Annotated in this window: 22 protein-coding genes; 7 read left to right on the top strand and 15 right to left on the bottom strand. The window is 70.9% G+C overall.

Annotated elements, in window-relative coordinates; genetic code table 11:
• Nucleotides 1-93: 93 nt before the first annotated feature.
• Nucleotides 94-1,410, top strand: a complete 1,317-nt coding sequence (locus tag IEY69_RS00965) for a LysM peptidoglycan-binding domain-containing protein (RefSeq protein ID WP_189071301.1) — start codon at nucleotides 94-96, stop codon at nucleotides 1,408-1,410.
• Here IEY69_RS00965 and IEY69_RS00970 read toward each other — a convergent pair.
• A complete protein-coding gene (locus IEY69_RS00970; RefSeq protein WP_229783525.1) occupies nucleotides 1,398-2,249 on the bottom strand; it encodes a group III truncated hemoglobin in 852 nt (283 codons plus the stop codon). The two genes, IEY69_RS00965 and IEY69_RS00970, sit on opposite strands and share 13 nt — an antisense overlap.
• Nucleotides 2,250-2,259: 10 nt before the next feature.
• Here IEY69_RS00970 and dusA point away from each other — a divergent pair, with 10 nt between their 5' ends.
• A complete protein-coding gene (gene dusA / locus IEY69_RS00975) occupies nucleotides 2,260-3,306 on the top strand; it encodes a tRNA dihydrouridine(20/20a) synthase DusA (protein WP_189071302.1) in 1,047 nt (348 codons plus the stop codon).
• A gap of 158 nt (nucleotides 3,307-3,464) precedes the next feature.
• On the opposite strand, the gene apaG is transcribed toward dusA, so the two are convergent.
• Complete coding sequence (gene apaG, locus IEY69_RS00980; RefSeq protein WP_189071303.1) at nucleotides 3,465-3,857, bottom strand: Co2+/Mg2+ efflux facilitator ApaG/CorD; 393 nt, start codon at nucleotides 3,855-3,857, stop codon at nucleotides 3,465-3,467.
• Nucleotides 3,858-3,986: 129 nt separating this feature from the next.
• Between apaG and IEY69_RS00985 the strand changes: the two genes are divergently transcribed.
• Nucleotides 3,987-5,036, top strand: coding sequence for a M42 family metallopeptidase (locus tag IEY69_RS00985; RefSeq protein WP_189071304.1), 1,050 nt, complete (start codon nucleotides 3,987-3,989; stop codon nucleotides 5,034-5,036).
• A 65-nt stretch (nucleotides 5,037-5,101) separates the two neighbouring features.
• On the opposite strand, the gene IEY69_RS00990 is transcribed toward IEY69_RS00985, so the two are convergent.
• A complete protein-coding gene (locus IEY69_RS00990; RefSeq protein WP_189071305.1) occupies nucleotides 5,102-5,659 on the bottom strand; it encodes a desiccation-associated late embryogenesis abundant protein in 558 nt (185 codons plus the stop codon).
• 84 nt (nucleotides 5,660-5,743) lie between these two features.
• Complete coding sequence (locus IEY69_RS00995; protein WP_189071306.1) at nucleotides 5,744-6,109, bottom strand: hypothetical protein; 366 nt, start codon at nucleotides 6,107-6,109, stop codon at nucleotides 5,744-5,746.
• 99 nt (nucleotides 6,110-6,208) lie between these two features.
• On the opposite strand from IEY69_RS00995, the gene IEY69_RS01000 reads away from it, so the two are divergent.
• Complete coding sequence (locus IEY69_RS01000; protein ID WP_189071307.1) at nucleotides 6,209-7,177, top strand: DUF1517 domain-containing protein; 969 nt, start codon at nucleotides 6,209-6,211, stop codon at nucleotides 7,175-7,177.
• Nucleotides 7,178-7,242: 65 nt separating this feature from the next.
• Nucleotides 7,243-7,569 carry an HNH endonuclease gene (locus IEY69_RS01005; protein ID WP_189071308.1) on the top strand — a complete coding sequence of 109 codons (327 nt, stop codon included), beginning with the start codon at nucleotides 7,243-7,245 and terminating at the stop codon, nucleotides 7,567-7,569.
• Between the two features lie 62 nt (nucleotides 7,570-7,631).
• Here IEY69_RS01005 and IEY69_RS01010 read toward each other — a convergent pair whose 3' ends face one another.
• The 3 genes from IEY69_RS01010 to IEY69_RS01020 form a co-directional block, all read right to left on the bottom strand.
• Nucleotides 7,632-8,318 (bottom strand): c-type cytochrome, encoded by a 687-nt coding sequence (locus IEY69_RS01010; RefSeq protein WP_189071309.1) that lies wholly within the window; start codon nucleotides 8,316-8,318, stop codon nucleotides 7,632-7,634.
• Nucleotides 8,319-8,425: 107 nt separating this feature from the next.
• Nucleotides 8,426-9,250, bottom strand: a complete 825-nt coding sequence (locus IEY69_RS01015; protein WP_189071310.1) for a phosphatase PAP2 family protein — start codon at nucleotides 9,248-9,250, stop codon at nucleotides 8,426-8,428.
• Between the two features lie 77 nt (nucleotides 9,251-9,327).
• A complete protein-coding gene (locus IEY69_RS01020) occupies nucleotides 9,328-9,771 on the bottom strand; it encodes a hypothetical protein (RefSeq protein WP_189071311.1) in 444 nt (147 codons plus the stop codon).
• A gap of 97 nt (nucleotides 9,772-9,868) precedes the next feature.
• Here IEY69_RS01020 and IEY69_RS01025 point away from each other — a divergent pair, with 97 nt between their 5' ends.
• Nucleotides 9,869-11,443, top strand: a complete 1,575-nt coding sequence (locus IEY69_RS01025) for an ABC transporter ATP-binding protein (protein WP_189071312.1) — start codon at nucleotides 9,869-9,871, stop codon at nucleotides 11,441-11,443.
• Between the two features lie 101 nt (nucleotides 11,444-11,544).
• Here IEY69_RS01025 and IEY69_RS01030 read toward each other — a convergent pair whose 3' ends face one another.
• From IEY69_RS01030 to glgP, 3 genes are all read right to left on the bottom strand, one after another.
• Entirely contained in the window at nucleotides 11,545-12,375 is an 831-nt protein-coding gene (locus IEY69_RS01030; protein ID WP_189072289.1) for an EamA family transporter, read from the bottom strand.
• 178 nt (nucleotides 12,376-12,553) lie between these two features.
• Nucleotides 12,554-12,928, bottom strand: a complete 375-nt coding sequence (locus tag IEY69_RS01035) for a carboxymuconolactone decarboxylase family protein (RefSeq protein ID WP_189071313.1) — start codon at nucleotides 12,926-12,928, stop codon at nucleotides 12,554-12,556.
• Nucleotides 12,929-13,042: 114 nt separating this feature from the next.
• On the bottom strand, nucleotides 13,043-15,559 hold the full coding sequence (gene glgP / locus IEY69_RS01040) for an alpha-glucan family phosphorylase (RefSeq protein ID WP_189071314.1): 2,517 nt from the start codon (nucleotides 15,557-15,559) through the stop codon (nucleotides 13,043-13,045).
• A gap of 105 nt (nucleotides 15,560-15,664) precedes the next feature.
• On the opposite strand from glgP, the gene IEY69_RS01045 reads away from it, so the two are divergent.
• On the top strand, nucleotides 15,665-16,120 hold the full coding sequence (locus IEY69_RS01045) for a hypothetical protein (RefSeq protein WP_189071315.1): 456 nt from the start codon (nucleotides 15,665-15,667) through the stop codon (nucleotides 16,118-16,120).
• 253 nt (nucleotides 16,121-16,373) lie between these two features.
• Here IEY69_RS01045 and IEY69_RS01050 read toward each other — a convergent pair whose 3' ends face one another.
• From IEY69_RS01050 to IEY69_RS01070, 5 genes are all read right to left on the bottom strand, one after another.
• Entirely contained in the window at nucleotides 16,374-16,622 is a 249-nt protein-coding gene (locus IEY69_RS01050) for a hypothetical protein (protein ID WP_189071316.1), read from the bottom strand.
• 254 nt (nucleotides 16,623-16,876) lie between these two features.
• Nucleotides 16,877-18,658, bottom strand: a complete 1,782-nt coding sequence (locus IEY69_RS01055) for a GAF domain-containing sensor histidine kinase (protein WP_189071317.1) — start codon at nucleotides 18,656-18,658, stop codon at nucleotides 16,877-16,879.
• Nucleotides 18,659-18,705: 47 nt separating this feature from the next.
• Nucleotides 18,706-19,503 carry an RNA methyltransferase gene (locus IEY69_RS01060; protein WP_189071318.1) on the bottom strand — a complete coding sequence of 266 codons (798 nt, stop codon included), beginning with the start codon at nucleotides 19,501-19,503 and terminating at the stop codon, nucleotides 18,706-18,708.
• Nucleotides 19,504-19,651: 148 nt separating this feature from the next.
• Nucleotides 19,652-20,509: a hypothetical protein gene (locus IEY69_RS01065; RefSeq protein WP_229783526.1), complete on the bottom strand. Its 858-nt coding sequence runs from the start codon at nucleotides 20,507-20,509 to the stop codon at nucleotides 19,652-19,654.
• Nucleotides 20,506-21,894, bottom strand: a complete 1,389-nt coding sequence (locus IEY69_RS01070; RefSeq protein WP_189071319.1) for a glycogen synthase — start codon at nucleotides 21,892-21,894, stop codon at nucleotides 20,506-20,508. The genes IEY69_RS01065 and IEY69_RS01070 overlap by 4 nt, the downstream gene beginning before the upstream one ends.
• Nucleotides 21,895-21,968 lie beyond the last annotated feature (74 nt).

Raw genomic sequence — 21,968 nt, forward strand, 5'->3', positions numbered from 1 at the left:
CACCGGACCGGGTCAGGCGTGTGGTCCGGGCATGAACGTCACGTCAGCTTCAGTTCACGACCCGGGAGGGCAACTGTGATCAGGTGTGACCCCATGCGGCGACTGTTTGTTGTTCTTCTGCTGGCCGGACTCGGGCCCGCCGCGCTGGCTGTCCCGGCCAGCATTCAGGTCAGGTCGGGCGACACCCTCTTTCGCATCTCGACCCGTACCGGCGTCAGCATCGACCGGATCAAGCAACTCAACGGCCTGACCGGTAACACCATCCGGGTGGGACAGGTCCTGCGGCTCGTCGGCCCGGGCCCAGCGGCACTCCCGGTCCGGGCCGTGAACGGGCAGGGCGTGTACACCGTGAAGAAGGGCGACACCCTCAGCGCGGTCGGCGCGCGCTACGGCGTGAGCGTGGCGGCCCTGCAGGCGGGAAACAGCCTGAAAGGCACCGCTCTGGTGATCGGGCAGCCCCTCAAGATTCCGCCGCGCACCCGCAGCGCCGCGGCGCCCGCACCCACCACCGAGGTCCGCGTCGTGTACCGGTACGTCCGCGTGGGCGTCAAGGACACCCCGCAGCTGCTGGCGGCCCGCTACCGCCTGAGCGTGGACGGCCTGCGCCGCCTGAATGGTCTGGGCAGCTTCAAGCACATCGTGCCTGGCAAGAAACTGCTGGTGCCGTCCCACGTGCCGGTGCCCATTCCTCCGCGCCCGCAGCGGGACCCGGTGACGTTCAAGCGCCTGAAGCCCCTGAATGTTCCCGTGCAGATCGCGAACGTGGACCTGCGCTGGCGCAATACGCTGGTCGCGCCGGTCCTGCCCGGCCGGGCTCTGCTGTTCAACTCGGGTGCGCGAGTGGGTGAACTCGCGCGGCGTAGCGGAGCGCGGGTGCTCGTGAACGGCAGCTACTTTCACCCGCAGTCCTACGCGCCCGCCGGGGACATCGTCATGCAGGGGCGCCTGCTCACCTGGGGGCGCATCCCGCAGGCACTGGCGATCACGCCCGACAACCGCGCCGCGATCCGCCCCAGCGCCACGGCGCTGCTGGGCCGCCCGCTGGACACCACCTGGACCGGCATGGAGACCGTGATCGCTACCGGGCCGCGCATCCTCAGTGGCGGGCAGGTCGTCACGCGTTACAGCACGGCGTTCCGCGATCCGGCGCTGTTCGGCCGGGCCGCGCGCAGCGCCGTGGGACTGGTCAGCAACCGCGACCTCGTGCTGGTCAGCACGCACGCGAAACTGACGACCACCGAGATGGGCAAGCTGCTGCTGCGCCTGGGCATCCGCGACGCGCTGCTGCTCGACGGGGGCAGCAGCGCCGGGATCGCCTGGAACGGGCACGCCGTGCTGGACAGCGTGCGGCGGGTCAGTTACGGCATCGGGGTGTTCACGAACTACACCGGACGCCGCTACGCCCGCTGACGGCCGCCCAGCCGCGTCCCCATCGCCCGCGCACGCGCTGTCAGCAGGTCGGCGGCGCTTGCGGGCAGGAGGTCGCGCGCCGTCGCCTCCCACAGCGTCAGCCACGCCCGCAGGTGCTCGCCGCGCACGCCCAGCCCCGCGTGCGCCCCGTTCAGGTTCCCCCGCCACGGGGCGAGGTCCGCGTCGCCGCCCAGCAATGTCACCCAGAACGCCGTGACGCGCGACAGGTGCGCGGGCCAGTCCGTGACGTGCGCGGTGAACACCGGCCCCAGCAGCGGGTCGCGGCGGGCGCGGGCGTAGAACTCGGCCACGACCGCATCCAGGGCCGCCACGCCCCCGACCTCCTCCAGCGGGGAGCCGGGCGTGCGGTCCGCCCAGCCGGGCAGCGCCGCCAGAAACGCAGTCCGCACCCACCCGGGGAGGTCCAGGGCAGCCCAGGCCACCGCGCGACCGTGCGTCCAGTGCCGCGGCACCTCGCCCGCCCAGGCGTGGACCTGCGCGCCGCGTGGGGGGGCCGCCCATTCCAGGCCCCCCTCCGAACCGTGAATCGCGGCGCCCAGCGCGCGGCCCAGCAGCGCCGCGCCCGTGCCCCAGCCCAGGACCGGCACGCCCCGGCGCAGCGCCCCCGTCACGTCCGTCAGCAGCGCCCAGCGGTCCGGCCGATCCCGCAGGTCGGCCACCGGCCCCCCGTCGTGCGGCAGAAGTAGGCCCGCCGCGTCCCGCATGGGGACGGTGCCCAGCGGTCGGGCGTCCGGCCAGCCGGGCAGGGGAGAGGACGTCACGAGCATCGCGGGCAGGATACCCGCCTCACGGTTGGGGGCGGGGGGCGCGGCGTACACTGACGGGCTGATGAGTGCCCCCGCCCCCGCCCCGCACACCCCAGCGCAGACCCGGCCGCCGCACACGCTGTCGGTCGCGCCCATGATGGACTGGACCGACCGGCACTGCCGCGTCTTCCACCGCACCCTGACCCGCCGCACCCTGCTGTACACCGAAATGGTCACCACCGGCGCGATCCTGCACGGCGACCGCGACCGGCACCTCGCCTTCGACGCCGGGGAACACCCGGTCGCGCTGCAACTGGGCGGCAGCGACGCCCAGGCCCTCGCGGACTGCACCCGCATCGCGGACGGCTACGGGTACGACGAGGTGAACCTGAACTGCGGCTGCCCCAGTGACCGCGTCAGCAGCGGCTCGTTCGGCGCGTGCCTGATGGGCACCCCGGACGTCGTGGCGCGCGCCGTGGACGCCATGCGCGCCGCCACCACCCTCCCCGTGACCGTCAAGCACCGCATCGGCATCGACGACCTCGACAGCTACGAGCACCTGACCGGCTTCATCCGCACCGTGGAGTCCGCCGGGTGCGACACGTTCATCGTGCACGCCCGCAAGGCCTGGCTCTCGGGCCTGTCCCCCAAGGAGAACCGCGAGATTCCACCCCTGCGGCACGAGGTCGTGTGGCAGCTGAAAGCCGACTTCCCGCACCTCACCATCGTCCTGAACGGCGGGGTGCTCACGCTGGACGCCGCGCAGGACGCCCTGGGCTGGGCGGACGGCGTCATGATCGGCCGCGCCGCGTACCAGGACCCGTTCATCCTGGCCCGCGCCGATCAGGACGTGTTCGGCGAGGACACCCCGCCCGTCACGCGCCGCGAGGCCATCCACGCGTACCTGCCCTACGTTGCTGCGCAACTCCAGGCCGGGCAGCCCCTGAACCGCATGATGAAACACACCCTCGGCCTCTTCGCCGGGCAGCCCGGCGCCCGCCACTGGAAACGCACCATCAGCGAACAGGGCCACAAACCCGGCGCAGGCCTGGAGGTCATCCACGCCGCGCTGGCAGGCGTGCCGGACCACGTGCTCGACGAACGCCCGGGCCAGCGCGTCCCAGCCTGAAGGCAGCCCGAGGGTCGTCCGGCTCATACGGATTCCGTCTGTTTCGTTGATAGATCGGAACACCACCGATCCGTCAACTCCACGTCCGGAACCCGGTTCTCTCCTGCTCGCTCTGCTCGGGTTGAACGTTTTTGCAAACCGTTCAACCGGAGTCCGGCTCAGTTCAGGGTGCGGCCCGGTTCCGCCAGGATGAACGGCGCGATCGGCACGCGCGCCCGCGCGCCCCAGGCGTCCTGCATGACGTAATGGCCGCCCATGTGGCCGGGCGCGGCCTCCAATGTCACGAACGAGTCGTACGTGAACGACCCGCCGGGCGGCAGGACCGGCTGCTCGCCGACGACGCCCTCACCGTCCACGCTGGTCTCGCGGCCCAGCCCGTCCACGATGTCCCAGTGGCGCGCCAGGAGCTTCCACGTCTGGTCGCTGCGGTTCTCGATATGAATGATGTACGCGAACACCAGCCGACCCGGCTGACTGTGCGAGGGCATGAACAGCACCTCCACGCGAACATGGATGTCGGGGCTGTCTGTGAAAGGGGGAACGTCCGGCATGAACACCTGCATTGTGGATCATGACCGGCGTTCACCAAGCGCGTCTGACCGGACGGCCCTCACGCTGCACCGGGTCCAGCGGGGACCGCATGCCGGAGCGGACCGCTCGGCGGCGTTAGACTCGCGGGGATGACCATCAACCGTGACTTCCTGTTCACCCTTCTGGACGCCGCCGCGCCCAGCGGCCTGGAACGCCGCGCCGCCGACGTCTGGCTGGCCGAGGCCGCCACCTTCGCCCGCACGCACGAGGACCACTACGGCAACGTGTACGCCGAGGTCGGCCCCGAGGACGCGCCCGCCGTCGCCCTGATGGGCCACCTGGACGAGATCGGCCTGATCGTCTCGTACGTGGGGGACGAGGGCTTCCTGAGTGTCCTGCCGGTCGGCGGCTGGGACCCGCAGGTGCTCGTGGGGCAGCGCATCCGCGTGCTCGCGCCCGGCGGGGACCTGATCGGCGTGATCGGCAAGAAAGCCATTCACGTCATGGACGCCGACGAACGCACCAAGGCCAGCAAGATCGAGGACCTGTGGATCGACCTGGGCCTGACCAAGGAGGAGGTCACGGAGCAGGTGCCAGTCGGCACGTACGCCGTGATCGAGCAGGGCCCCATTATGGTCGGCACGCGCGTCGTGGGCCGCGCGCTGGACAACCGCGTGGGCGCGTTCATCGTGCTCGAAGCCCTGCGTGCCGTCGCCGGGAAGAACCTTCCGTACCGCGTGGTGGCCGTCGGCACCAGCCAGGAGGAGATCGGCTGCTTCGGCGCGCAGCTCGGCGGGTACCTCCTGAACCCCGTCGCGGGCGTCGCCGTGGACGTCACGCACGAGACGAAACAGCCCGGCGTGAGCGAGAAGAAGTACGGCGTGGTGCCCTTCGGGTCCGGCGCGAACCTGACCGTCAGCCCGATGGTCAGCCCTGTCCTGACCCGCCAGATGACCGACGCGGCCCGCGAGGCGGGCGTGCCGTTCACGCTGAGCGCCTCAGGCCGGTACTCCGGCACGGACGCCGACGCCCTGACCCTCGTGCGCGCTGGCGTGCCGACCGCCGTGGTCAGCATTCCCAACCGTTACATGCATTCCCCGAACGAGATGGTGGACGAGCGGGACGTCAAGGCTTGCACGGACATCATTGCCGCGTGGCTGGAACGCCTGCCGCAGGGTGCAGACTTCACCCGCCGCTGACCCCACCCCGCAGCAGGCAGCAGCGCCCCGCCGATCAGTGGCGGGGCGCTGCTGTGCTGAATGGATCAGGGGTTCTTGGCGTCGCGGGCGGCGCCCTTGACGTCATTCACGACTTTCTGCGTGTCGGCTTTCACCTCGGCCGCCCTGGCCTGGGTGTCCGCCTTGACCTCCGCCGCCTTGTCGGTCGCGGCGGCCTTCATATCAGCGGCCTTGTCCTGCGCGGCCGCTTTCACGTCGCTGGCCTTGTCGCTGGCGGTACCGGCCACATCCTTCGCGGCGTCCCCGGCTTTCGCGGCGGCGCCCTGCACGGCGTCTTTCACGTCACCGGCCACTTCCCGGGCCTTGTCCGCCGCGGCGTGCGCGCCGCCAGCTGCGGCGTCCTTGACCTCGCCGGCCTTGTCGGCAATGACGGCGCCGGCATCCTTGGCGGCCTCCTTGGTCTTCTCCCAGCCTTTCGTGACGCTCTCGCCCACATCGTGCGCGGCGTCCTTGAGGCCCAGTTCGGCCAGTTTGGCGTCCAGGGCGCGGCGGTTCTGCTCACGGCTGAAGTAGTACGCTCCGGCGCCCACCAGGGCGCCCAGAGCGAGCAGGCGTTTCACGGGGAAATGACGGTCACTTTTCATGAGAGTCAGCCTACGCCCGGCTCATCTGTGCAGGATGAGCGGTGATTTACACGGCGTTCAGGGCCGATTTTCCACGCCGCTCCATCAGGACGTCAGCAGGCCAAGTCGCCGGGCCAGACCCTCGCCCAGAATCCACTCCTCGGGCTCTTCGTAGCCGTCCACGCGGAGCAGCACGCAGCCGCGTTCCAGGTAGAACGCTGTGATCTTCGCCCAGGCCGCCTCCTCGTCCGGGGCCTCCTCCTCGATGTCCTCCAGGGTGCCCCACACGTCCCCGTCCAGGTCGGCGCTGCGCAGCGCCTCGGCGTGCCCGCTCATGACCCAGGCGTCCACCACCTCGTCCTTCGCGTAGGTCTCTCCGTCCCGGCGCAGGTCCAGTCGGTCGTCGCGTTCGTACAGTCCGGCCAGGAAGGTTTCCCAGGTGTCGGCGGTCAGGGTGATCACGTTCGTCATCCCCGCAGTGTAGCCCCGCTTCCTGCGGCCCCCGGGCGTGAAGGAAGGGTGCAGGTACCCGGCTGGACCGCCCGAGCCGCGCGCCCCGTAGACTGACGCATGACCCAAGCCCATCCCGGCGCCGCCCCCCGCCGCCTGCTGCTGCTCGCGGCCCTGCTGCTGTTCCTGACCGCTCTGCTCGTCCCGGTCGCGCACGCCCAGTCCGGCGGCGGTTTCGGCGGACGCAGCTCAGGCAGTTCCGGGGGCTCCAGTTCAGGCGGGTACAGCGGAGGCAGCTCCTCCCGCGGTGGCAGTTACGGCGGTGGGTACGGGGGTGGGTACAGCGGCCCGATCATCATCAACAACGGCGGGTACGGCGGCGGCTACGGGTACAGCACGGGCGGCGGCGGCTTCGGTCTGGTCGGGCTGATCATCTTCGGGGTGGTGATCTTCGCGGTCGTGATGACCATGCGCCGCAGCCTGGGCGGCGGCGTCCGCGGCCTGGGCAGCGTCAGTGGCACGGCGCAGGCGGTCAGCGTGCAACTGCTGCTCGCCGAGGGCGACGAGGTCAAGCGCGCCCTGCAACGCGTCGCGCAGACCGGCGACCCCGACACCAACGAGGGCCTAGCCCGCATGCTGCAGGAGGCCGCGCTGGTCGCGCTGCGCCACCCGGACCGCTGGGTGTACGGCACCGTGCAGCGCGCCCAGGGCTCGGCCAGCACCGCCGACAGTCAGGTGGGCGCCTGGGCCACCGAGGCCCGCGCCGCGTTCACCGAGCAGACCACCAGCAACTACCAGAACAGGGACCCGCAGAGCGGCTACCAGCACCGGGACGATTACACCTTCAGGGCGGACCCTGGTGACCAGTACCTCGCCGTGACGATCATGGTCGCCGCGCACGCCCTGGCGGCCCTGCCGCCCGCCGGGGTGACCACCACGCAGGAGGCCCGCGCGGCCCTGAATGCCATCAGCAGCGTCGCGCCCGGCGACCTGATCCGCGCGGACGTCGTCTGGAGCCCCGACGCGCCCGGCGAATTCCTCTCGGAGGACGAGGCCATCCAGAAGTACCCCACCCTGACCCGCCTGTAGATCCGGTGGGATTGCGACCCCCGGCGCAGTGGCAGTCCGGGGGTCGTGCCTATGCTGGAGGCCTGATGGCCCGCCGCCAGCCCGAGTCCACGTGGCCCCCGCCGCCGCAGCCCACCCCCGCGTGCGCGCTGTGTGACCGTGAGGTGCCGCAGCTGACCGAACACCACCTGCTGCCCCGCTCGCAGGGCCGCCGTCAGGGCCTGCGGGTGACGGACCTGCCCACCACCCTCCTGTGCGGGTCCTGCCACAAGTTTCTGCACCGCACGTTCACGAACGCGCAGCTGGCCCGCGAGTACAGCGACCTGGATACGCTGCGCGCCCATGATGACGTGCAGCGGTTCGTGTCCTGGATTCGCAGGCAGCCGGCCACGAAAGCCGTGCGGGTCCGCTGACCGGGCTGGACTCGTTTCCGTGCCGGACGGGCTGACAGACCGGTCCGGTCACGCGCTGAGGTTTACTTCAGGGTCGCGACGAAGGCGGAGACGGCCTGCATGTCCGCGTCGGACAGCGGCTTGACGGCAATCCGCATGGCGTCCGGGTACGCGATGCCCACGGGCGGCATGGAGTGGTACTCCTTCAGGGTGGCCAGGACGCTGGCGGCGCTGCGGCCCGCAATGGCTGGAATGCCCACGGCATCTGCGCCGCTGCCGTCCTCACCGTGGCAAACCGCGCAGGCCAGCAGGTCGCGGGCGGGGTTGCCTTCCAGGTACAGCGCCTTCCCGTCCGGCGTGGCGGTCGCGGACGGTGCCGTGGTGGGGGGCGTGGCCGGTGGTGTGGCTGGCGCGGCCGGGGCGGCGGCGGTCCCGGCGAAGAACGCGGCGATGTCCACGATGTCCTGATCACTCAGGCGCGAGGCGACGCCCTGCATGGTGCCGTTGCGGCGCGTGCCGCTGCGGAAGGCCACCAGGGCGTTCTGAATCTGCGCGGCGGGTTCGCCCTTCAGGACGGGGGCGCGGCCCGTGGGGCCGTGGCAGCTGCCGCAGCTGCCCGACAGGCTTTCGCCGTGGGCAGGGTCGGCCGGTCCGGCACGCAGGGTGGGGGCGGGCGAGGTGGAGGCCGGGGAGCTCTGCGCCAGAGCGGCGGCTCCAGCCAGCAGGGGCGCGGCGATCAGCAGGGTGACGGGCAGGGCGGGTCGGTTCATGAGGTCCTCCACGGTGTGGCGCGACAGCGCGGCGAAAGGATGTGACAACGACTATCCGGGGAGAAAGATGGGGCAGATGCACCTGCCCCGACGGTACTGGGTGATGGTCAGTGTACGGCCTGCGGCGCCCCCTGCGCGGCAGACGCCTGGGCAGGCAACCAGCGGCGCAGCGCCAGAGGCACGCCCTCGGTGGCGACCAGCACCAGCGCCACGTACCGCAGCGCCCGCACTACGCCCATGTCCTTGAGTTCCTGCGGCAGCGCGCCCAGCGCGAAGTACACCGCGAACACCATCACCAGCCCCAGCACCGCCACGATGAGCCGCCCGGCCCAGTCCCGCGGCGGAGCGAACGTCGGGCGCGACGCCCAGAAGCCCGCCAGCAGCCCCAGCCCCGTCCCGAACTCCCGCGGGGCGCCCGCCGGGATCAGGGCCGCGACGACCAGCAGCGCCGCCGGAATGCCCCAGCGCAGCAGACCCGCCTGCGGGAAGTGCACCCGGGCCGCCAGCAGCGCGAAGACAGCGCCCAGCAGCAGGCCCACCACGACGTCACTGGGGTAGTGGACGTTCAGCAGCAGGCGCGACGCCGCGATCACCGCCACCAGCAGGACGGCGAACACCGTGAACCCTGTCGAGCGCAGCTGCGCCGCGATGCCCAGCCACAGCGTGGCGCTCATCTGCGAGTGCCCGCTCGGCAGGCCCGGCCCGCCCGCCGTCGCCCGCGCGGCCTCCGATGCCACCGACGGATCGTTCGTGAACGGCCTGGGCAGGTTCAGACCGTACTTCAGCGCGGAGTTCAGCAGGTAGCTCAGCGCGAACGCCACGCCCAGTTCCCGCCCCCCCTGCGGCCGCACCAGCCACGTGAACAGCGCCAGCACCACGATGAACACCTCGTCACGACCCAGGTTCGTGATCATCAACCACAGCGATTCCATGATGCCCACATCATGACGTATCGGCCGGGCGAACGTGCGTGATGCACAGTTGAACAGGCCGGAGGCGACCTCCCAGGTCAGGCAGGGGCCAGGAACGTCCGCAGGTACGCCAGCGCCCGCCCCCACACGTCTCCCGGAAAATCCCAGGGAGGCCGGTGGTTGTTCCCGGCACAGAATTCCGCCAGCGGCACCGTGATGTCCTCCACCTCCGCCGTCCATCCGGGCTGCGCCGCCTGAAACGCCCTCCGGTGCTCCCGGAGCAACTCGACTTCGGGCACGTAGCCCTGCCCGTCGAACGCCGTGACCCCGTCCGAGACGTACACGTGCGTTCCGTGGAATCCTGCCGCCGGGCGGATGAACCGCGGCCGGAAACCCGCACGCGGGTACCGTTCCAGAAAAGCGAACGCCAGCACGTGACACGCCCCTGCCGAGAAGAAACGCAGGTCAGGCCGGGCGCAACTGAGGTGAATGTCCCGAACTTCCTCAGGCGTGCGCCTCAGTGCCGTGAGGGGGTGCCGCATGCGCCCAGCGTACCCGGCGTGACCAGCGCGCGCACCCCCGCCCCTCGCCCTGCCTGGGGTCTGTCCAGACGAGCCCGTGAAAGCTAGACTGAACGTTATGACTGTTCCCCAGGCCGACGTTCTGCGCGCCGTTCAGCACAACTCCCCGAACGCGCTGGAGTTGCGCGGCATCACCAAACGTTTCCCCCTCGTGCTCGCCAACGACAACATCTCCATGCAGGTCAAGTGGGGCAGCGTCCACGCCCTGTGCGGCGAGAACGGCGCGGGCAAGAGCACCCTGATGAAGATCGTGTACGGCATCCAGCCCCCCACCAGCGGCGAGATCGTCGTGGATGGCGAGACCGTGAACCTCAGCGACCCCAGCGAGGCCATCAAGCGCGGCATCGGCATGGTCTTCCAGCACTTCATGCTCGTCGAGACGCTGACCGTCACCGAGAACGTCATCCTGGGCATGGAACCCACCAGCGGCGGCAGCATCAACTACGCTGCCGCGCGCAAACGCGTCGCGGACCTCATCAAACAGTTCAACTTCGACCTGAACCCCGACGCCATCGTCGGTGAACTGCCCGTCGGCCTGCAGCAGAAGGTCGAGATCCTCAAGACCCTGTACCGCGGCGCGCGCATCCTGATCCTCGACGAACCCACCGCCGTGCTGACCCCCAGCGAAACCGACGAACTGTTCGACTTCCTGGTCAACCAGTACGCCAGGAGCGGCAACGCCGTCGTGTTCATCAGTCACAAGCTGCACGAGGTGCTGCACATCAGCGACACGATCAGCGTCATCCGCGACGGTAAGATGATCGGCTCGATCCCCACCCAGGGCGCCACCACCGAAACCCTGGCCCGCATGATGGTCGGCCGTGACGTCACCCTGAAGGTCAACAAGGCCCCCGCCCAGCCCGGCGAGGTCGCCCTGAACGTGCAGAACGTCATCGTGAAGGGCGAACACCGCAACGCCGTGGACGGCGTGAGCTTCCAGGTGCGCGCCGGAGAGATCGTCGGCATCGCGGGCGTCGAGGGCAACGGCCAGAGCGAACTCGTCGAGGCGATCACCGGCCTCCAGACGTACCAGGGCCAGATCACGTACCTCGGCAAATCCGCGCGCGGCGTGCGCGAGGTCGAGGCCAGCGGCCTGTCCCACGTCCCCGAGGACCGCAATGAACGCGGCCTGGTCCTCGAGATGAGCACCGCCGAGAACTTCATCCTGGGCGAACACGACCGCGCGCCCTTCGCCGGACCGCTCGGCTTCCTGAAGCAGGACGTCATCGAGGAGAACGCCCGCACCCTCAGCGAGCAGTACGACGTCCGCCCCCGCAGCGCCACCCTGCCCGCCGGGAGCTACTCCGGCGGGAACGCGCAGAAGATCATCGTCGCCCGCGAGATGCGCAAGGGCCCCAAGATCCTCGTCGCCAGCCAGCCCACCCGCGGCGTGGACATCGGCGCGATCGAATTCATTCACGGACGCATCGTCGACGCGCGCGACCAGGGCCTCGCCGTGCTGCTCGTCAGCGCCGACCTCGGCGAAGTCATGAACCTCGCCGACCGCATCCTGGTCATGTATGAGGGCAAGGTCGTCGGTGAAGTGAACGCCGCGAACGCCACCGAAACCCAGCTGGGCCTCCTGATGACCGGCAGCGGTCAGGACACCACCACCACCAAAGCCGGCTGGTAACCCGGGAGCAGGCAGGAGGTGGCCGCCCCACCTCCGCCCCATGAATCAGGCCCGCCAGCGGAGACGCCGCGCGGGCCTTGCGCGTGATTGACACACCCCGCCTAATTCACCGGTTCCGGTTCGCTGTGCGCGGCCTTCCCGGTCAGGTTGATCCCGGCGCTGGCGGCGATCACGCAGGCCATCGCGGCCCACTGCACGGCCGTGAGGCGCTCGCCGAGGAACAGCAGGCCGCTCAGGGCGGCCAGGGCCGGTTCGATGCTCATCATCACGCCGAAGATCCGGGCGGGGATGGCGCGCAGGGCGCGCATCTCCAGCGTGTACGGCAGCGCGCTGGACAGCACCGCCACGCCCAGGCCCAGCACCAGTGCGTGCGGCGCGAGCAGCGCCGGACCGGCCTGAATCACCCCGAACGGCAGGGTGACGAGCGCGGCGACGATCATGCCCGCGACCACGCCGGTCGTGCCGGGCACCCGGCGGCCCACCGCGCCCCCCGCGAGGATGTACAGCGCCCACATGCCGCCCGCCACGAGCGCCAGCACGATGCCCAGCACCGGGACGTTCCCGGCCCCGCCACTGCCGATGGGGGAGATCAGCACGATGCCCAGCCCCGCCAGCGCCACCCACGCCACATCCAGCGGGCGGCGGGACAGCGCCAGCGACAACAGCAGCGGCCCCACGAACTCCAGCGTGACCGCCAGCCCCAGCGGCAGCAGCCGCAGCGACTCGTAGAACGCGAGGTTCATCAGGCCCAGCGCCGCGCCGTACGGGAGGATCGCCCGCCACTGCGCCCACGACAGGCGGTTCAGCGCGGGGCGGAACACCAGCATCAGCAGCGCCGCCGCGAGCGCCACGCGGACCGTGGTCGTCCCCGCCGGGCCCAGCGTGGGGAACAGCGTCTTCGCGAAGGCCGCGCCGCCCTGGATGCTCAGCATCGCCAGCAGCAGGGACGGCACGGGCGGCAGACTGGGCCGCGCACGGGTGGCGGCGCTCGTCAAGGCCGGAGCACCGGGGGGGCGGGACTGACAGGGTGGTGAAGGACGCGGGACATGGCGGGCATTAGATCACTCCTCGCGCGCCTGCCGGGGGCGGGTGTCTGCCCTGCCGGAATGCCTACTCCTGCTCCTCCAGCACCCGCCTGGCAATGGTGAACCCGCTCAGGCCCGCCGGGACGCCCGCGTAGATCGCCACCTGATGCAACACGTCACTCAGGTCACGCGCACTGACCCCGGTGTTCTGCGTGGCGCGGACGTGCCCCTCGAACTCCCGCTCGCGGCCCAGCGCCGCCAGGATGCCCAGCGTCACCATGTGCCGCTCGCGGTCCGTCAGATTCCCCCGGCCCCACGCCGCGCCCCAGGCGTACTCGGTCAGGAAGCGCTGGTAGTCCGCGCCGAACGCCTCGGGGTGGCCACTGAACGCCCGGTCCACGTACTCCTGCCCCATGACCTGCGCGCGTTTGCGTTTCCCGCGTTCCAGTTGCTCGCTCATGCCTGAGCGTACCGGGTGTGAACAGAGTGGCCCTGTCACCGTTCGGGGGAGAGGACCAGACAGCAGAAACCCCCTCCCGGCGGGGGGAGGGGGCAGGCATGGTTCAGGTGGGGCTCAGGCCCACTTGATCAGTCCGGCTTCCAGGTCGTTGCTCAGCCCATCGATCACGGGCAGCATGCGCACGCCGACCGAGTACAGGCCGCTGTCCTTCAGGGGGATCTCGGCGCTGAACGTGCCGCCGCCGCGGCTGGTCAGGGGCACGCGGGTCAGGTGACCGCCGCGGTTCAGGACCGCCTCGACGCGCAGTTCGTCCAGGTTGATCCCGGCGGGGTTCACGTGCGCGGTGACGGGCACGGTCTGGCCGGGGCGGGCGGTGGCGGGCATCTGCGCGGTCGCGGTCAGGGTGGTGTAGGGCCACTGCTGGCGCACCCAGCCCTTCCACGCGGCGAGCTCGCGCGCGCGGGTGCTGTTGCCGCTGGCGAGTTTCGCGCCGCGTTCGGCGATGGGCCGGTAGTACTTCTGCACGTAGTCGATCACCTGACGCTGCATGGAGAAGCGCGGGCTGACCGTCTGGATGGCGCGGCGCACCGTGGACGCCCAGGTGGGCTGGCCGCTCAAACCGCCGTAGTAGCGGGGCGTGATGTCGGTTTCCAGTGTGTGGTACATGCTGAAGGCGTCCGCGTCGTCCTGGACGTTCAGGTCGGCGTACTCGCGTTCCTCGCCGATCGGCCAGCCGTTCGTGCCATCAAAGCCTTCGCGCCACCAGCCGTCGAGGATGGAGAGGTTGGGGCTGCCGTTGAAACTGGCCTTCATGCCGCTGGTGCCGGAGGCCTCCAGGGGGCGGCGGGGGTTGTTCAGCCAGATGTCCACGCCCTGCACGAGGTGCCGCGCGACGTGCATGTCGTAGTTCTCCAGGATGACGATCTTGCCGCGGAACTCGGGTTCCTGGCTGATCTTGTAGATCTCCTGGATGAAGGACTTGCCGGGGTTGTCAGCGGGGTGGGCCTTCCCGGCGAACACGAACTGCACGGGTCGTTCGGGGTGGTTCACGATGCGGCTCAGGCGGGCCTTGTCGCGGAACAGCAGCGTGGCGCGCTTGTACGTCGCGAAGCGGCGGGCGAAGCCGATGGTCAGGGTGTTCTCGTCCAGCAGGGTGTCGGTGGCGGCCACGTCGGCGGCGGACGCGCCGTTGCGGAGCATCTGCTCGCGCATGCGGCCGCGCACGAAGGTGATCATGTCGCGCTTCATGTCGCGCTGCACGTTCTGCAGCTGCTGGTCGGTCAGTCCTTCGACGGCTTCCCACATCTGCTCGTCTTCCAGGCGCTCGGTCCAGTCGGCGGGCAGCACGTTGCTCAGCAGGTCGCGCATGGCCTGGCTGGTGAAGGTGAGGTTGTGCGCGCCGTTCGTGACGTGGCCGATCGGCACCTCCTCGGTCTCGGCGCCGGGGTACAGGAACTTCCACATGTCGCGGCTGACCTCGCCGTGCAGTTCGGACACGCCGTTCGCCGCGCGGCTCATGTTCAGCGCGAACACCGTCATGGAGAAGGTCGGGACCGGGTGGCCGTCCCACATCTGCTCGTGCTCGGCCAGCCGGTACAGTTCGTCGCGGCTGGTGGCGAGCTGCGCGGGCCACGCACCGATGTACCGGTCCATCAGGTCGTACGCGAAGGCGTCGTTCCCGGCGGCGACCGGCGTGTGCGTGGTGAACAGCGTTGAGCTGGCGACCGTTTCCAGGGCAGTCTTGAAGTCCAGGCCGCGCGCCACGTACTCGCGGGTGCGTTCCAGGCCCAGCAGCGCGGCGTGACCCTCGTTCATGTGGTACACGTCGCCGGGGACGTTCAGCACGCGCAGCGCGCGGATGCCCGCGACGCCCAGCAGGACGTACTGCTGCACGCGCAGTTCCTGGTTGCCGCCGTACAGGCGGGCCGTCAGTTTCCGGTCGTCCTCGTTGTTCTCGGGGACGTTCGTGTCGAGCAGCAGGACCTTGATGCGGCCCACGTTCAGGTTCCAGATGCGGACGTGCACGTCGCGGTCGCCGATGCGGACCTTCACGCGCGCCTCCTCGCCGCTGTCCGTCAGGGCGGGCGTGATGGGCAGGGTGGTCAGGTCGAGTTCGTCGTACGCCTCGTTCTGCCAGCCGTCCTTGTCGAACAGCTGCCGGAAGTACCCCTGGTGGAACAGCATGCCGACCGCCGTGAAGGGAATCCCCAGGTCGGAGGCACTCTTGCAGTGGTCGCCCGCCAGGACGCCCAGACCGCCGGAGTAGATGGGCAGGGACTCGTGGAAGGCGTACTCCATGCTGAAGTACGCGACGGGTTTCATCCCGGCGGCGTTCTTCGCGGCCCAGGTGTCCTGTTTGCCCATGTAGGCGTCGAAGTCGGCCATGACCTTCGCGTAGCGCGCGAGGTACGCGGGGTCCGCGGCGGCCTGTTCCAGGCGGGCCTGGGGCACTTCGAGCATCTGGCGCACCGGGTTGTGCTGGAAGCGCTCCCAATTTGCCGAATCGAGTTCCTGATACAGCGCCTGAGCGTGCGGCGTCCACGACCAGTACAGGTTGTAAGCCAGTTCCGACAGCCGCGCGATGCTGGGCGGCAGCTGAGGCAGCACAGTGACCTTGCCAATGACGTTCATACCAACCGAGCTTACACTAAGCCGCTCAGACCCTGCCTTCATTGGTTCTCGCCGCCCACACAATGAACAGGGCGACCTGTCCAGACATTCACCCCAGGAGCCCCCATGACCCACGACCCCCACGCCGCCCTGATGACCGAAGGTGACCGCATCGCCCGGCAGCTCACGCAGACGCTGCACGTCACCACCCACGACCCCGCCCGCCTGACCCTGCTGGGCCGCAGCCTCGCCCTGAACCTCGTGAAAGCCTTCCAGCAGACCCTGGAACACGTCACCCGCCACGCCGGCCACCCCGTCCACGCCGACCTGACCCAGGACGCGCACGGGCACCCCACCCTGCACCTGACCCGCGCGGGAAACCTCGTGGGCGACCTGCCCGCCGCCGACCTGCTGCGCGACCTGCTGTGGCCCCACGGCACCCTGCACCCCGCCATCCGCGAGCACCTTCAGGACGGCCTGAGCGGTAGCGAACACCACGCCACCCGCGCCCTGGTCGCCGCGCTGCGCCACCCCAGCGTCCTGAAAGGCATGGAAGCGAAGATCCGTGCCGTCCTGCCGTGACGCGCCGCCTGAATCAGGCAGAGTGAGCAGTTCGAGCCGCGGGTGGACAGGGAGCCCTGACAGCGGTTTTCAATTCCACCCAGGGGCCAAGGGCACGCCCCAGGGCTCCACGTCCAACCGCTGTCCTTCTCAGGTGCTCGCTCTGCGGCGCAGCTCTTCGAGTCCGCCCGATTCGGAGATATTGAGGAAGCCCTTCAATACCTCTGAATTCTGCTGTGCGGGGCGAAGGGTTCCGCCGTCAGATTCGCCCGGCTTACAGGGGTTCGTTCACGCTACGCGACTGCGGGTTGAGTTTCGCATGCACGGCCTGCGGCGACAGCTGATCCAGATCCAGCGGCATGGCCCGGCCGGAAAACCGCAGCCCCCGGTTCTCGACGGCCGTCATCAGGTCCTCCCAGATCTGTTCGTACTCGGCCAGCGTCACGACGCTGCCATCCGTATGGGAGAGCAGGCCCATCAGCGCCCAGGTGCGCGCCTCGAAGGAAGTGTCCGCGTAGGTCATGCCCCAGCCTAGGCACCAGTGTCTGACAGAGATCTACCCGGCTCCGGATTAAGAGCGGGAAACCCCACGCTTCCGGCACTGCCCCGGTCGGCCCGTGAGCCTGTACGGGCACGCGGGCGGGCCGACTGGAGCGCGAAAAGGCTCCCTGTGGCTCCCCGGCGTTCGGCCCCGGGGCACACGCTTGGGCAACCCTGAAGTGCTCCCTCATGAACCCTGTCCAGTGCACTGGCGGGCTCGCGGGCCCGACCGGGTCGTCAGCCCTGCGGCAGTTCCGCCTCGACCAGCGTGCCGTGCCCGGGACTGGACAGCACCCGGTACAGCCCGCCGCGCGCCTCGATCCGCTCGCGCATCTGCAGCAGGCCCAGGCCGCCCGCGCTGCTCACGCGGCCCGTGATGGCCTCCGGGTCGAAGCCCGCGCCGTCGTCCTGCACGCGCAGCGTCACCTGTTCCGCGCCGTGCAGGGCCACCTTGACCTCCTGCGCGCGGGCGTGCTTGGCAACGTTGTTCAGGCTCTCCTGCAGGATCCGGAACACCACCGCCTCGTCCCCCGGCGACAGGTGCACGTCCCCGCTGACGTTCAGGTGCGCGCGCAGGCCATTCTGCTCGCCGAAATCCAGCACGTAGCGCCGCACGGTCTCCAGCAGCCCGTAGCGTTCCAGGTCGATGGGCCGCAGCGCGAAGATCGAGCGGCGCACCTCGCGGATCTGCTCGCGCAGCAGCGTCGTCGCCGCCCGCACCTCTGCCTCCGCCTTCGCGGGGTCCGCGTGAAGCTGGCGGGCCACCACGTCCAGCTTCAGCGCCGCGAACGCCAGGGACTGCGCCACCCCGTCGTGAATCTCCCGCGCGATCCGGGCGCGCTCGTCACTGATCGCCAGTTCCTCCGAGTACAGGTACGCCCGCGCGTTCCGCACCGCCAGCGTCGCCTGCCCCGCCATCAGCGCCAGCAGCGACACCCGCGCGTCATCGAACGCGTTCGGGTCCGGGTCGCCCAGCAGCAGCACGCCCACCAGGCCCTCCTCGTCCCGCATGGGCAGGCCCAGCACGCTGCGGGCCTCGGGGAACACCTCCCCGGCCTCTTCGTCCGCCGCCTTCAGGGCCGCCTCGGCCTGCGCGACCCGCTGCGCGAACGCCGGGGCGACCCCGCCGCGCCGCTCGCCGTGCGCGTCCTGCGCGTACTCCAGTCGCAGCACCCCATCCTGGTCGCTCAGGACCACCGCGCGCGCCCCGGCCCCCACGCGGCCCGCCATGGCGTGCGTCACGCGGCCCAGCAGGCGGCGCATGTTGCGCTCCGCGCGGATGCTCTGATCCACCGAGTACAGCGTCATCAGGTCCAGCGTCCGCTGCCGCACCGCCTCCACCCCGCGCGCCACCTCGGCCGCCAGCGCCTGCGCCAGCGCCTCGGTGTCCGCCGGAGGCACGGTCTCGAAATGCAGCGCCAGCGCCCCACCTCCCGGCACCGGAACCCTCAGCGTGTGCAGCGGCCCCGCCGCCTCGCTGGTCCCCTCGGCGCGGGCCGTGCCGCTCAGGCCGCCCGGCACCGTCAGCGTCGCCCGCTGCGCCCCCGTCACGCGGACCGCGCCGCGCGCTGCGACGTCCAGCACCGCGCCCATGTCCGCCGCGTCCGACAGGTCCCGCATGAGTTCCTGCACCGCGCCCAGCCGCGCGTGCGACACCCGCAGCTCGCCGTACAGGTCCAGCAGCTGCCGCTCGGCCCGCTCCCGCGCGCGGGTGCCCTCCGCGATCCACTCCACGCTGAAGTACGTCACCGCCGGACCCACCAGCCCGTAGAACAGCAGGTGCGCCCACAGCTCCTGCGTCGCGCCGGGCAGCAGCGAGATCAGGAACTCCACCACGCCCACCACCAGCACGATCAGCGGCGGCAGCACGTTGCGCACCACCCGCACCCGGTCTGACAGGCGGAAACTGCGCGGCCCACGCCCCCGCACCGGGGTGTCCTCCAGCGCCTCCGGGGCAGGCGAGAGGTCCGGGGTCAGGGCGTCAGGGGCAGGCTGGCGCGGCGCGGGAGCGTCCGTCATGCGCCCAGTCTAGGCCCGCAGACCGGGGCGGGCCGTCCCGGCCGGACTCAGCGGTCTGGCCGGTCGTCGGTGGCCGGGAGGTCCAGCTCGGGCCGCTCCGTCGGCGCGTCCGGTGCGGGCGTCTGCCGGGGGGCGGTCGTGCCGCGCGCGGCGGCGTCCTCGACCTTCCACTGCACCTGCCGCAGCAGCCCGCGGAACAGGCGGCTCTCGGCGCTGCTCATCAGCGAGCGGTCCAGCAGCGCCCGCCACAGCCGCAGCGTGTGCCGCGCCCGCACCGCGTCCGTGTACCCGATCAGGGTCATCGTCTCGCGCAGGTGCCCGTACATCGCCTCCATCTCCTCGCGCGTGGCGGTCTTCCGCTGCCGTTCGGGCAGTTCCTCCTGCCCCTGCAGGAACTCGTAACAGACCAGCAGCACCGCCTGCGCCAGGTTCAGGCTCGCGTAGTCCCCGGTCGGGATGCGCACCGCCAGCTGACACTGCTCCAGGTCACTGTTGATCAGCCCGGTCTCCTCCGGGCCGAACACCAGCGCGGGCGCGGCCGCCGCGCGCACCAGCGGACGCACGTACGCCGGATGCTGCGGCGGCGCCAGATCCGCCCGCAGGCGCGCCGTCGTGCCCACGCTGAGGTCCCGGTCGGCCAGCGCCTCGCGCAGCGTCGGGTACACCTTCGCCTCGCGCAGCAGGTCCGCCGCGTGGACCGCCATCGCCACCGCGCCGGAATCCAGGTGATCGCAGCGCGGCGCGACCAGCCGCAGGTCCCGCGCCCCCATGTTCAGCATGGCGCGCGCCGCCGAACCGATATTGCCAGGAGTTTTAGGAGAAACGAGCACCACCGCGAGATTCACACCCCCGATGGTACCTCATGCCGATTCCGGACCATTCCGTGACGCGTCATGGAACGGTCCCGACCGCAGGGAAAGGAAAGAGGTCCGGACGCCAGCCTGGACCTCCGGAACGGGACGAAATCCGGAGCAGGCGCAAGACAGTCCGCCGTCAGGGCGAGCTGATCAGTGGCGTCTCGTCCACGACGTGCAGACCCCACTTCAGGTCGTGCGCGAGCTCCTCGGGCGTGTCGCCCCAGGAATCCATGCTGAGCTGCGTGACGCCCTGCGCACGCAGGTGGGTGTTCACCTCGTTCAGCAGCGCCGAGCGCAGCGCCGTGTGCCGCCACAGCGGGTGCACGCCCGGCGCGTCCACGCGGCCCCGTCCGTCCTCGACCGCGGCGCGGCACACGCCCACCCCGCGCCCCTGATCGTCCAGCGCGACCACGCTGACGTGCGCGTCGAAATCCCCCGCGCCGTCCCGCGCGGCGTCCTCGTGCACCGCGTGGTGCCCGATGCGGTCCTCGTAGGTGCGCAGCGCCTCCAGCCGCGCCACGTGCGGCGTGTCCGCTAGGGCGCGCAGGGTCACGCCGTCCGGCGGGCTGACGTGCCGGTAGGGCACGCGGCCCTCCAGGCGGCGGTACGCGCCCGTCTCACCCCAGCCGAGCTCCAGGAAGGGTTCTGGCGGGAACAGGTGCCCGTCGGCGAACACGTACACGCGGCCCACCTCGGCCCGCGCGGCGTCCGCCAGGGCCAGGGCCGCGGCGTCCCGCAGCGGTCCGCTGAACACGCCGCCCAGCAGTTCCGACCCGTGCGCCGGGCTGGGCCGCGTCCCGGCGGCCCCCAGGACCACCTCGCGCGGCTCGCCGTCCTCGCCGGGCTGCACCTCGAACGCCACCCACGCGGCCGTGCAGGCGTCCGCCATCCACGCGACCGCCTCCTGCGGCGCGTCGTACAGCGCCGCCAGCGCGGTCGTCAGGCCCTCGCCCGACAGGCGCTCCACGTGCACCGGAATGACCCCCTCGGTCACGCGCCCACCTGGGCAGGCAGGGGCCGCAGCGGGCTGCTCATCACCCGCGCGTACAACCCCAGGTAGTCGCGGGTCGGGCCGTCCCAGCTGAAATCCAGGCTCATCGCCTCGGCCGCGCGGGCCGTCCACTCCTCGCGGTCGTCGAAGGTCAGGCGCGCCCCGGCGCACGCTTGGGTCAGCGCCTGCGGCGTCGCCCCTCTGAACCGGAAGCCCACCTCGTGCGGGACGGTGTCCACCAGCCCGCCCGTCTCACGCACCACGGGCAGCGTCCCGTAGCGCATGGCGATCATCTGCGACAGGCCGCACGGCTCGAAGCGGCTGGGCATCGCGAACGCGTCCGCACCAGCGTAGATGCGGTGCGCGAGCGGCTCGTTCATGCCCTGCGCGAACGCCACGCGCGGGTGCGCGTCCCACTCGCGCAGCCCCGCCTCCAGGCGCGGGTCGCCGCCACCCAGCACCACCACGTTCCAGTCGCGCGTCAGGGTGGGCAGCGCCTCGATCAGCAGGTCCATGCCCTTCTGCTCCGCCAGTCGACTGACCGTCGCGAGGATCGGCGCGCCGTCCAGCCCGAACTCCGCGCGCAACGCCGCCCCGCACGCCGCCTTGCCTTCCACGTCCGCGAACGGCGTGACGTCCCCGTCCGTGCGCGGGTCCCAGCGGTCCTGATCCAGCCCGTTCAGGATGCCGCTCAGGCGCCCCTCGTGCGTCAGGCGGATCATCAGGCCCTCCAGACCCTCGCCGTACTCGGGCGTGGTGATCTCCAGCGCGTACGTCGGGCTGACCGTCGTCACCTGCGACGCGAACACCAGCCCCGCCTTCATCAGGTTCACGTCCCCGTGGAATTCCAGACCCTCGTGCGTGAACAGGCCCGCGGGCAGGCCCGTCCAGCCCACGCCGTCCATCAGGTTCCAGCGGCCCTGGTACTGGAGGTTGTGCACGCTGAACACCGCCCGCACCCCCGCCAGCCGCGCGTGCGCCACCACCAGCCCCGCCTGCCAGTCATGCCCGTGCAGTACGTCCGGCACCACGCCCAGCTGCCCCAGCGCCGGCAACACCGCCCGGCCGAACTGCGCGAAACGCCACACGTCATCCGGAAAGTACAGCCCCGGCCGGTCGAACGCCCCCAGACCGACGAACAGGTACTGCACGCCGCCCTCCACCAGCTCGCCCAGGCGCACGTCAGTCAGCGGCACGGCACCCGGCGAGTCCAGCGCCCCGCGCCACACCTCCCGCACGGGCTGCGTGATCTCCGCGTACCACGGCGACACGACCGTCACCTCCGCCCCCAGGCGAGCCTGCTGCGCCGGCAGGGCGCCCAGCACGTCACCCAGCCCACCGGACCGCGAGAACGGGAACACCTCGGACGCTACATGCACGACACGCATACCCCGCACTGTACCGCCCGGCCTCCCACCCGTCCCCGCGCCGCCCAGTCAGGCCCCACCCCCGTTTGACAAGC

Source organism: Deinococcus sedimenti (assembly GCF_014648135.1).
GTDB lineage: Bacteria > Deinococcota > Deinococci > Deinococcales > Deinococcaceae > Deinococcus > Deinococcus sedimenti.

What these genes read in the sequence shown, in the direction of transcription:
- IEY69_RS01015 (WP_189071310.1), bottom strand. Translation starts at nt 9,250, where the DNA reads ATGGAATCGCTGTGGTTGATGATCACGAACCTGGGTCGTGACGAGGTG.
- IEY69_RS01055 (WP_189071317.1), bottom strand. Translation starts at nt 18,658, where the DNA reads ATGACGGACGCTCCCGCGCCGCGCCAGCCTGCCCCTGACGCCCTGACC.
- apaG (WP_189071303.1), bottom strand. Translation starts at nt 3,857, where the DNA reads ATGCCGGACGTTCCCCCTTTCACAGACAGCCCCGACATCCATGTTCGC.
- IEY69_RS00965 (WP_189071301.1), top strand. Translation starts at nt 94, where the DNA reads ATGCGGCGACTGTTTGTTGTTCTTCTGCTGGCCGGACTCGGGCCCGCC.
- IEY69_RS00985 (WP_189071304.1), top strand. Translation starts at nt 3,987, where the DNA reads ATGACCATCAACCGTGACTTCCTGTTCACCCTTCTGGACGCCGCCGCG.
- glgP (WP_189071314.1), bottom strand. Translation starts at nt 15,559, where the DNA reads ATGAACGTCATTGGCAAGGTCACTGTGCTGCCTCAGCTGCCGCCCAGC.
- IEY69_RS01000 (WP_189071307.1), top strand. Translation starts at nt 6,209, where the DNA reads ATGACCCAAGCCCATCCCGGCGCCGCCCCCCGCCGCCTGCTGCTGCTC.
- IEY69_RS01050 (WP_189071316.1), bottom strand. Translation starts at nt 16,622, where the DNA reads ATGACCTACGCGGACACTTCCTTCGAGGCGCGCACCTGGGCGCTGATG.
- IEY69_RS01010 (WP_189071309.1), bottom strand. Translation starts at nt 8,318, where the DNA reads ATGAACCGACCCGCCCTGCCCGTCACCCTGCTGATCGCCGCGCCCCTG.
- IEY69_RS01035 (WP_189071313.1), bottom strand. Translation starts at nt 12,928, where the DNA reads ATGAGCGAGCAACTGGAACGCGGGAAACGCAAACGCGCGCAGGTCATG.
- IEY69_RS00990 (WP_189071305.1), bottom strand. Translation starts at nt 5,659, where the DNA reads ATGAAAAGTGACCGTCATTTCCCCGTGAAACGCCTGCTCGCTCTGGGC.
- IEY69_RS01025 (WP_189071312.1), top strand. Translation starts at nt 9,869, where the DNA reads ATGACTGTTCCCCAGGCCGACGTTCTGCGCGCCGTTCAGCACAACTCC.
- IEY69_RS01005 (WP_189071308.1), top strand. Translation starts at nt 7,243, where the DNA reads ATGGCCCGCCGCCAGCCCGAGTCCACGTGGCCCCCGCCGCCGCAGCCC.
- dusA (WP_189071302.1), top strand. Translation starts at nt 2,260, where the DNA reads ATGAGTGCCCCCGCCCCCGCCCCGCACACCCCAGCGCAGACCCGGCCG.
- IEY69_RS00995 (WP_189071306.1), bottom strand. Translation starts at nt 6,109, where the DNA reads ATGACGAACGTGATCACCCTGACCGCCGACACCTGGGAAACCTTCCTG.
- IEY69_RS01020 (WP_189071311.1), bottom strand. Translation starts at nt 9,771, where the DNA reads ATGCGGCACCCCCTCACGGCACTGAGGCGCACGCCTGAGGAAGTTCGG.
- IEY69_RS01070 (WP_189071319.1), bottom strand. Translation starts at nt 21,894, where the DNA reads ATGCGTGTCGTGCATGTAGCGTCCGAGGTGTTCCCGTTCTCGCGGTCC.
- IEY69_RS01030 (WP_189072289.1), bottom strand. Translation starts at nt 12,375, where the DNA reads ATGCTGAGCATCCAGGGCGGCGCGGCCTTCGCGAAGACGCTGTTCCCC.
- IEY69_RS01045 (WP_189071315.1), top strand. Translation starts at nt 15,665, where the DNA reads ATGACCCACGACCCCCACGCCGCCCTGATGACCGAAGGTGACCGCATC.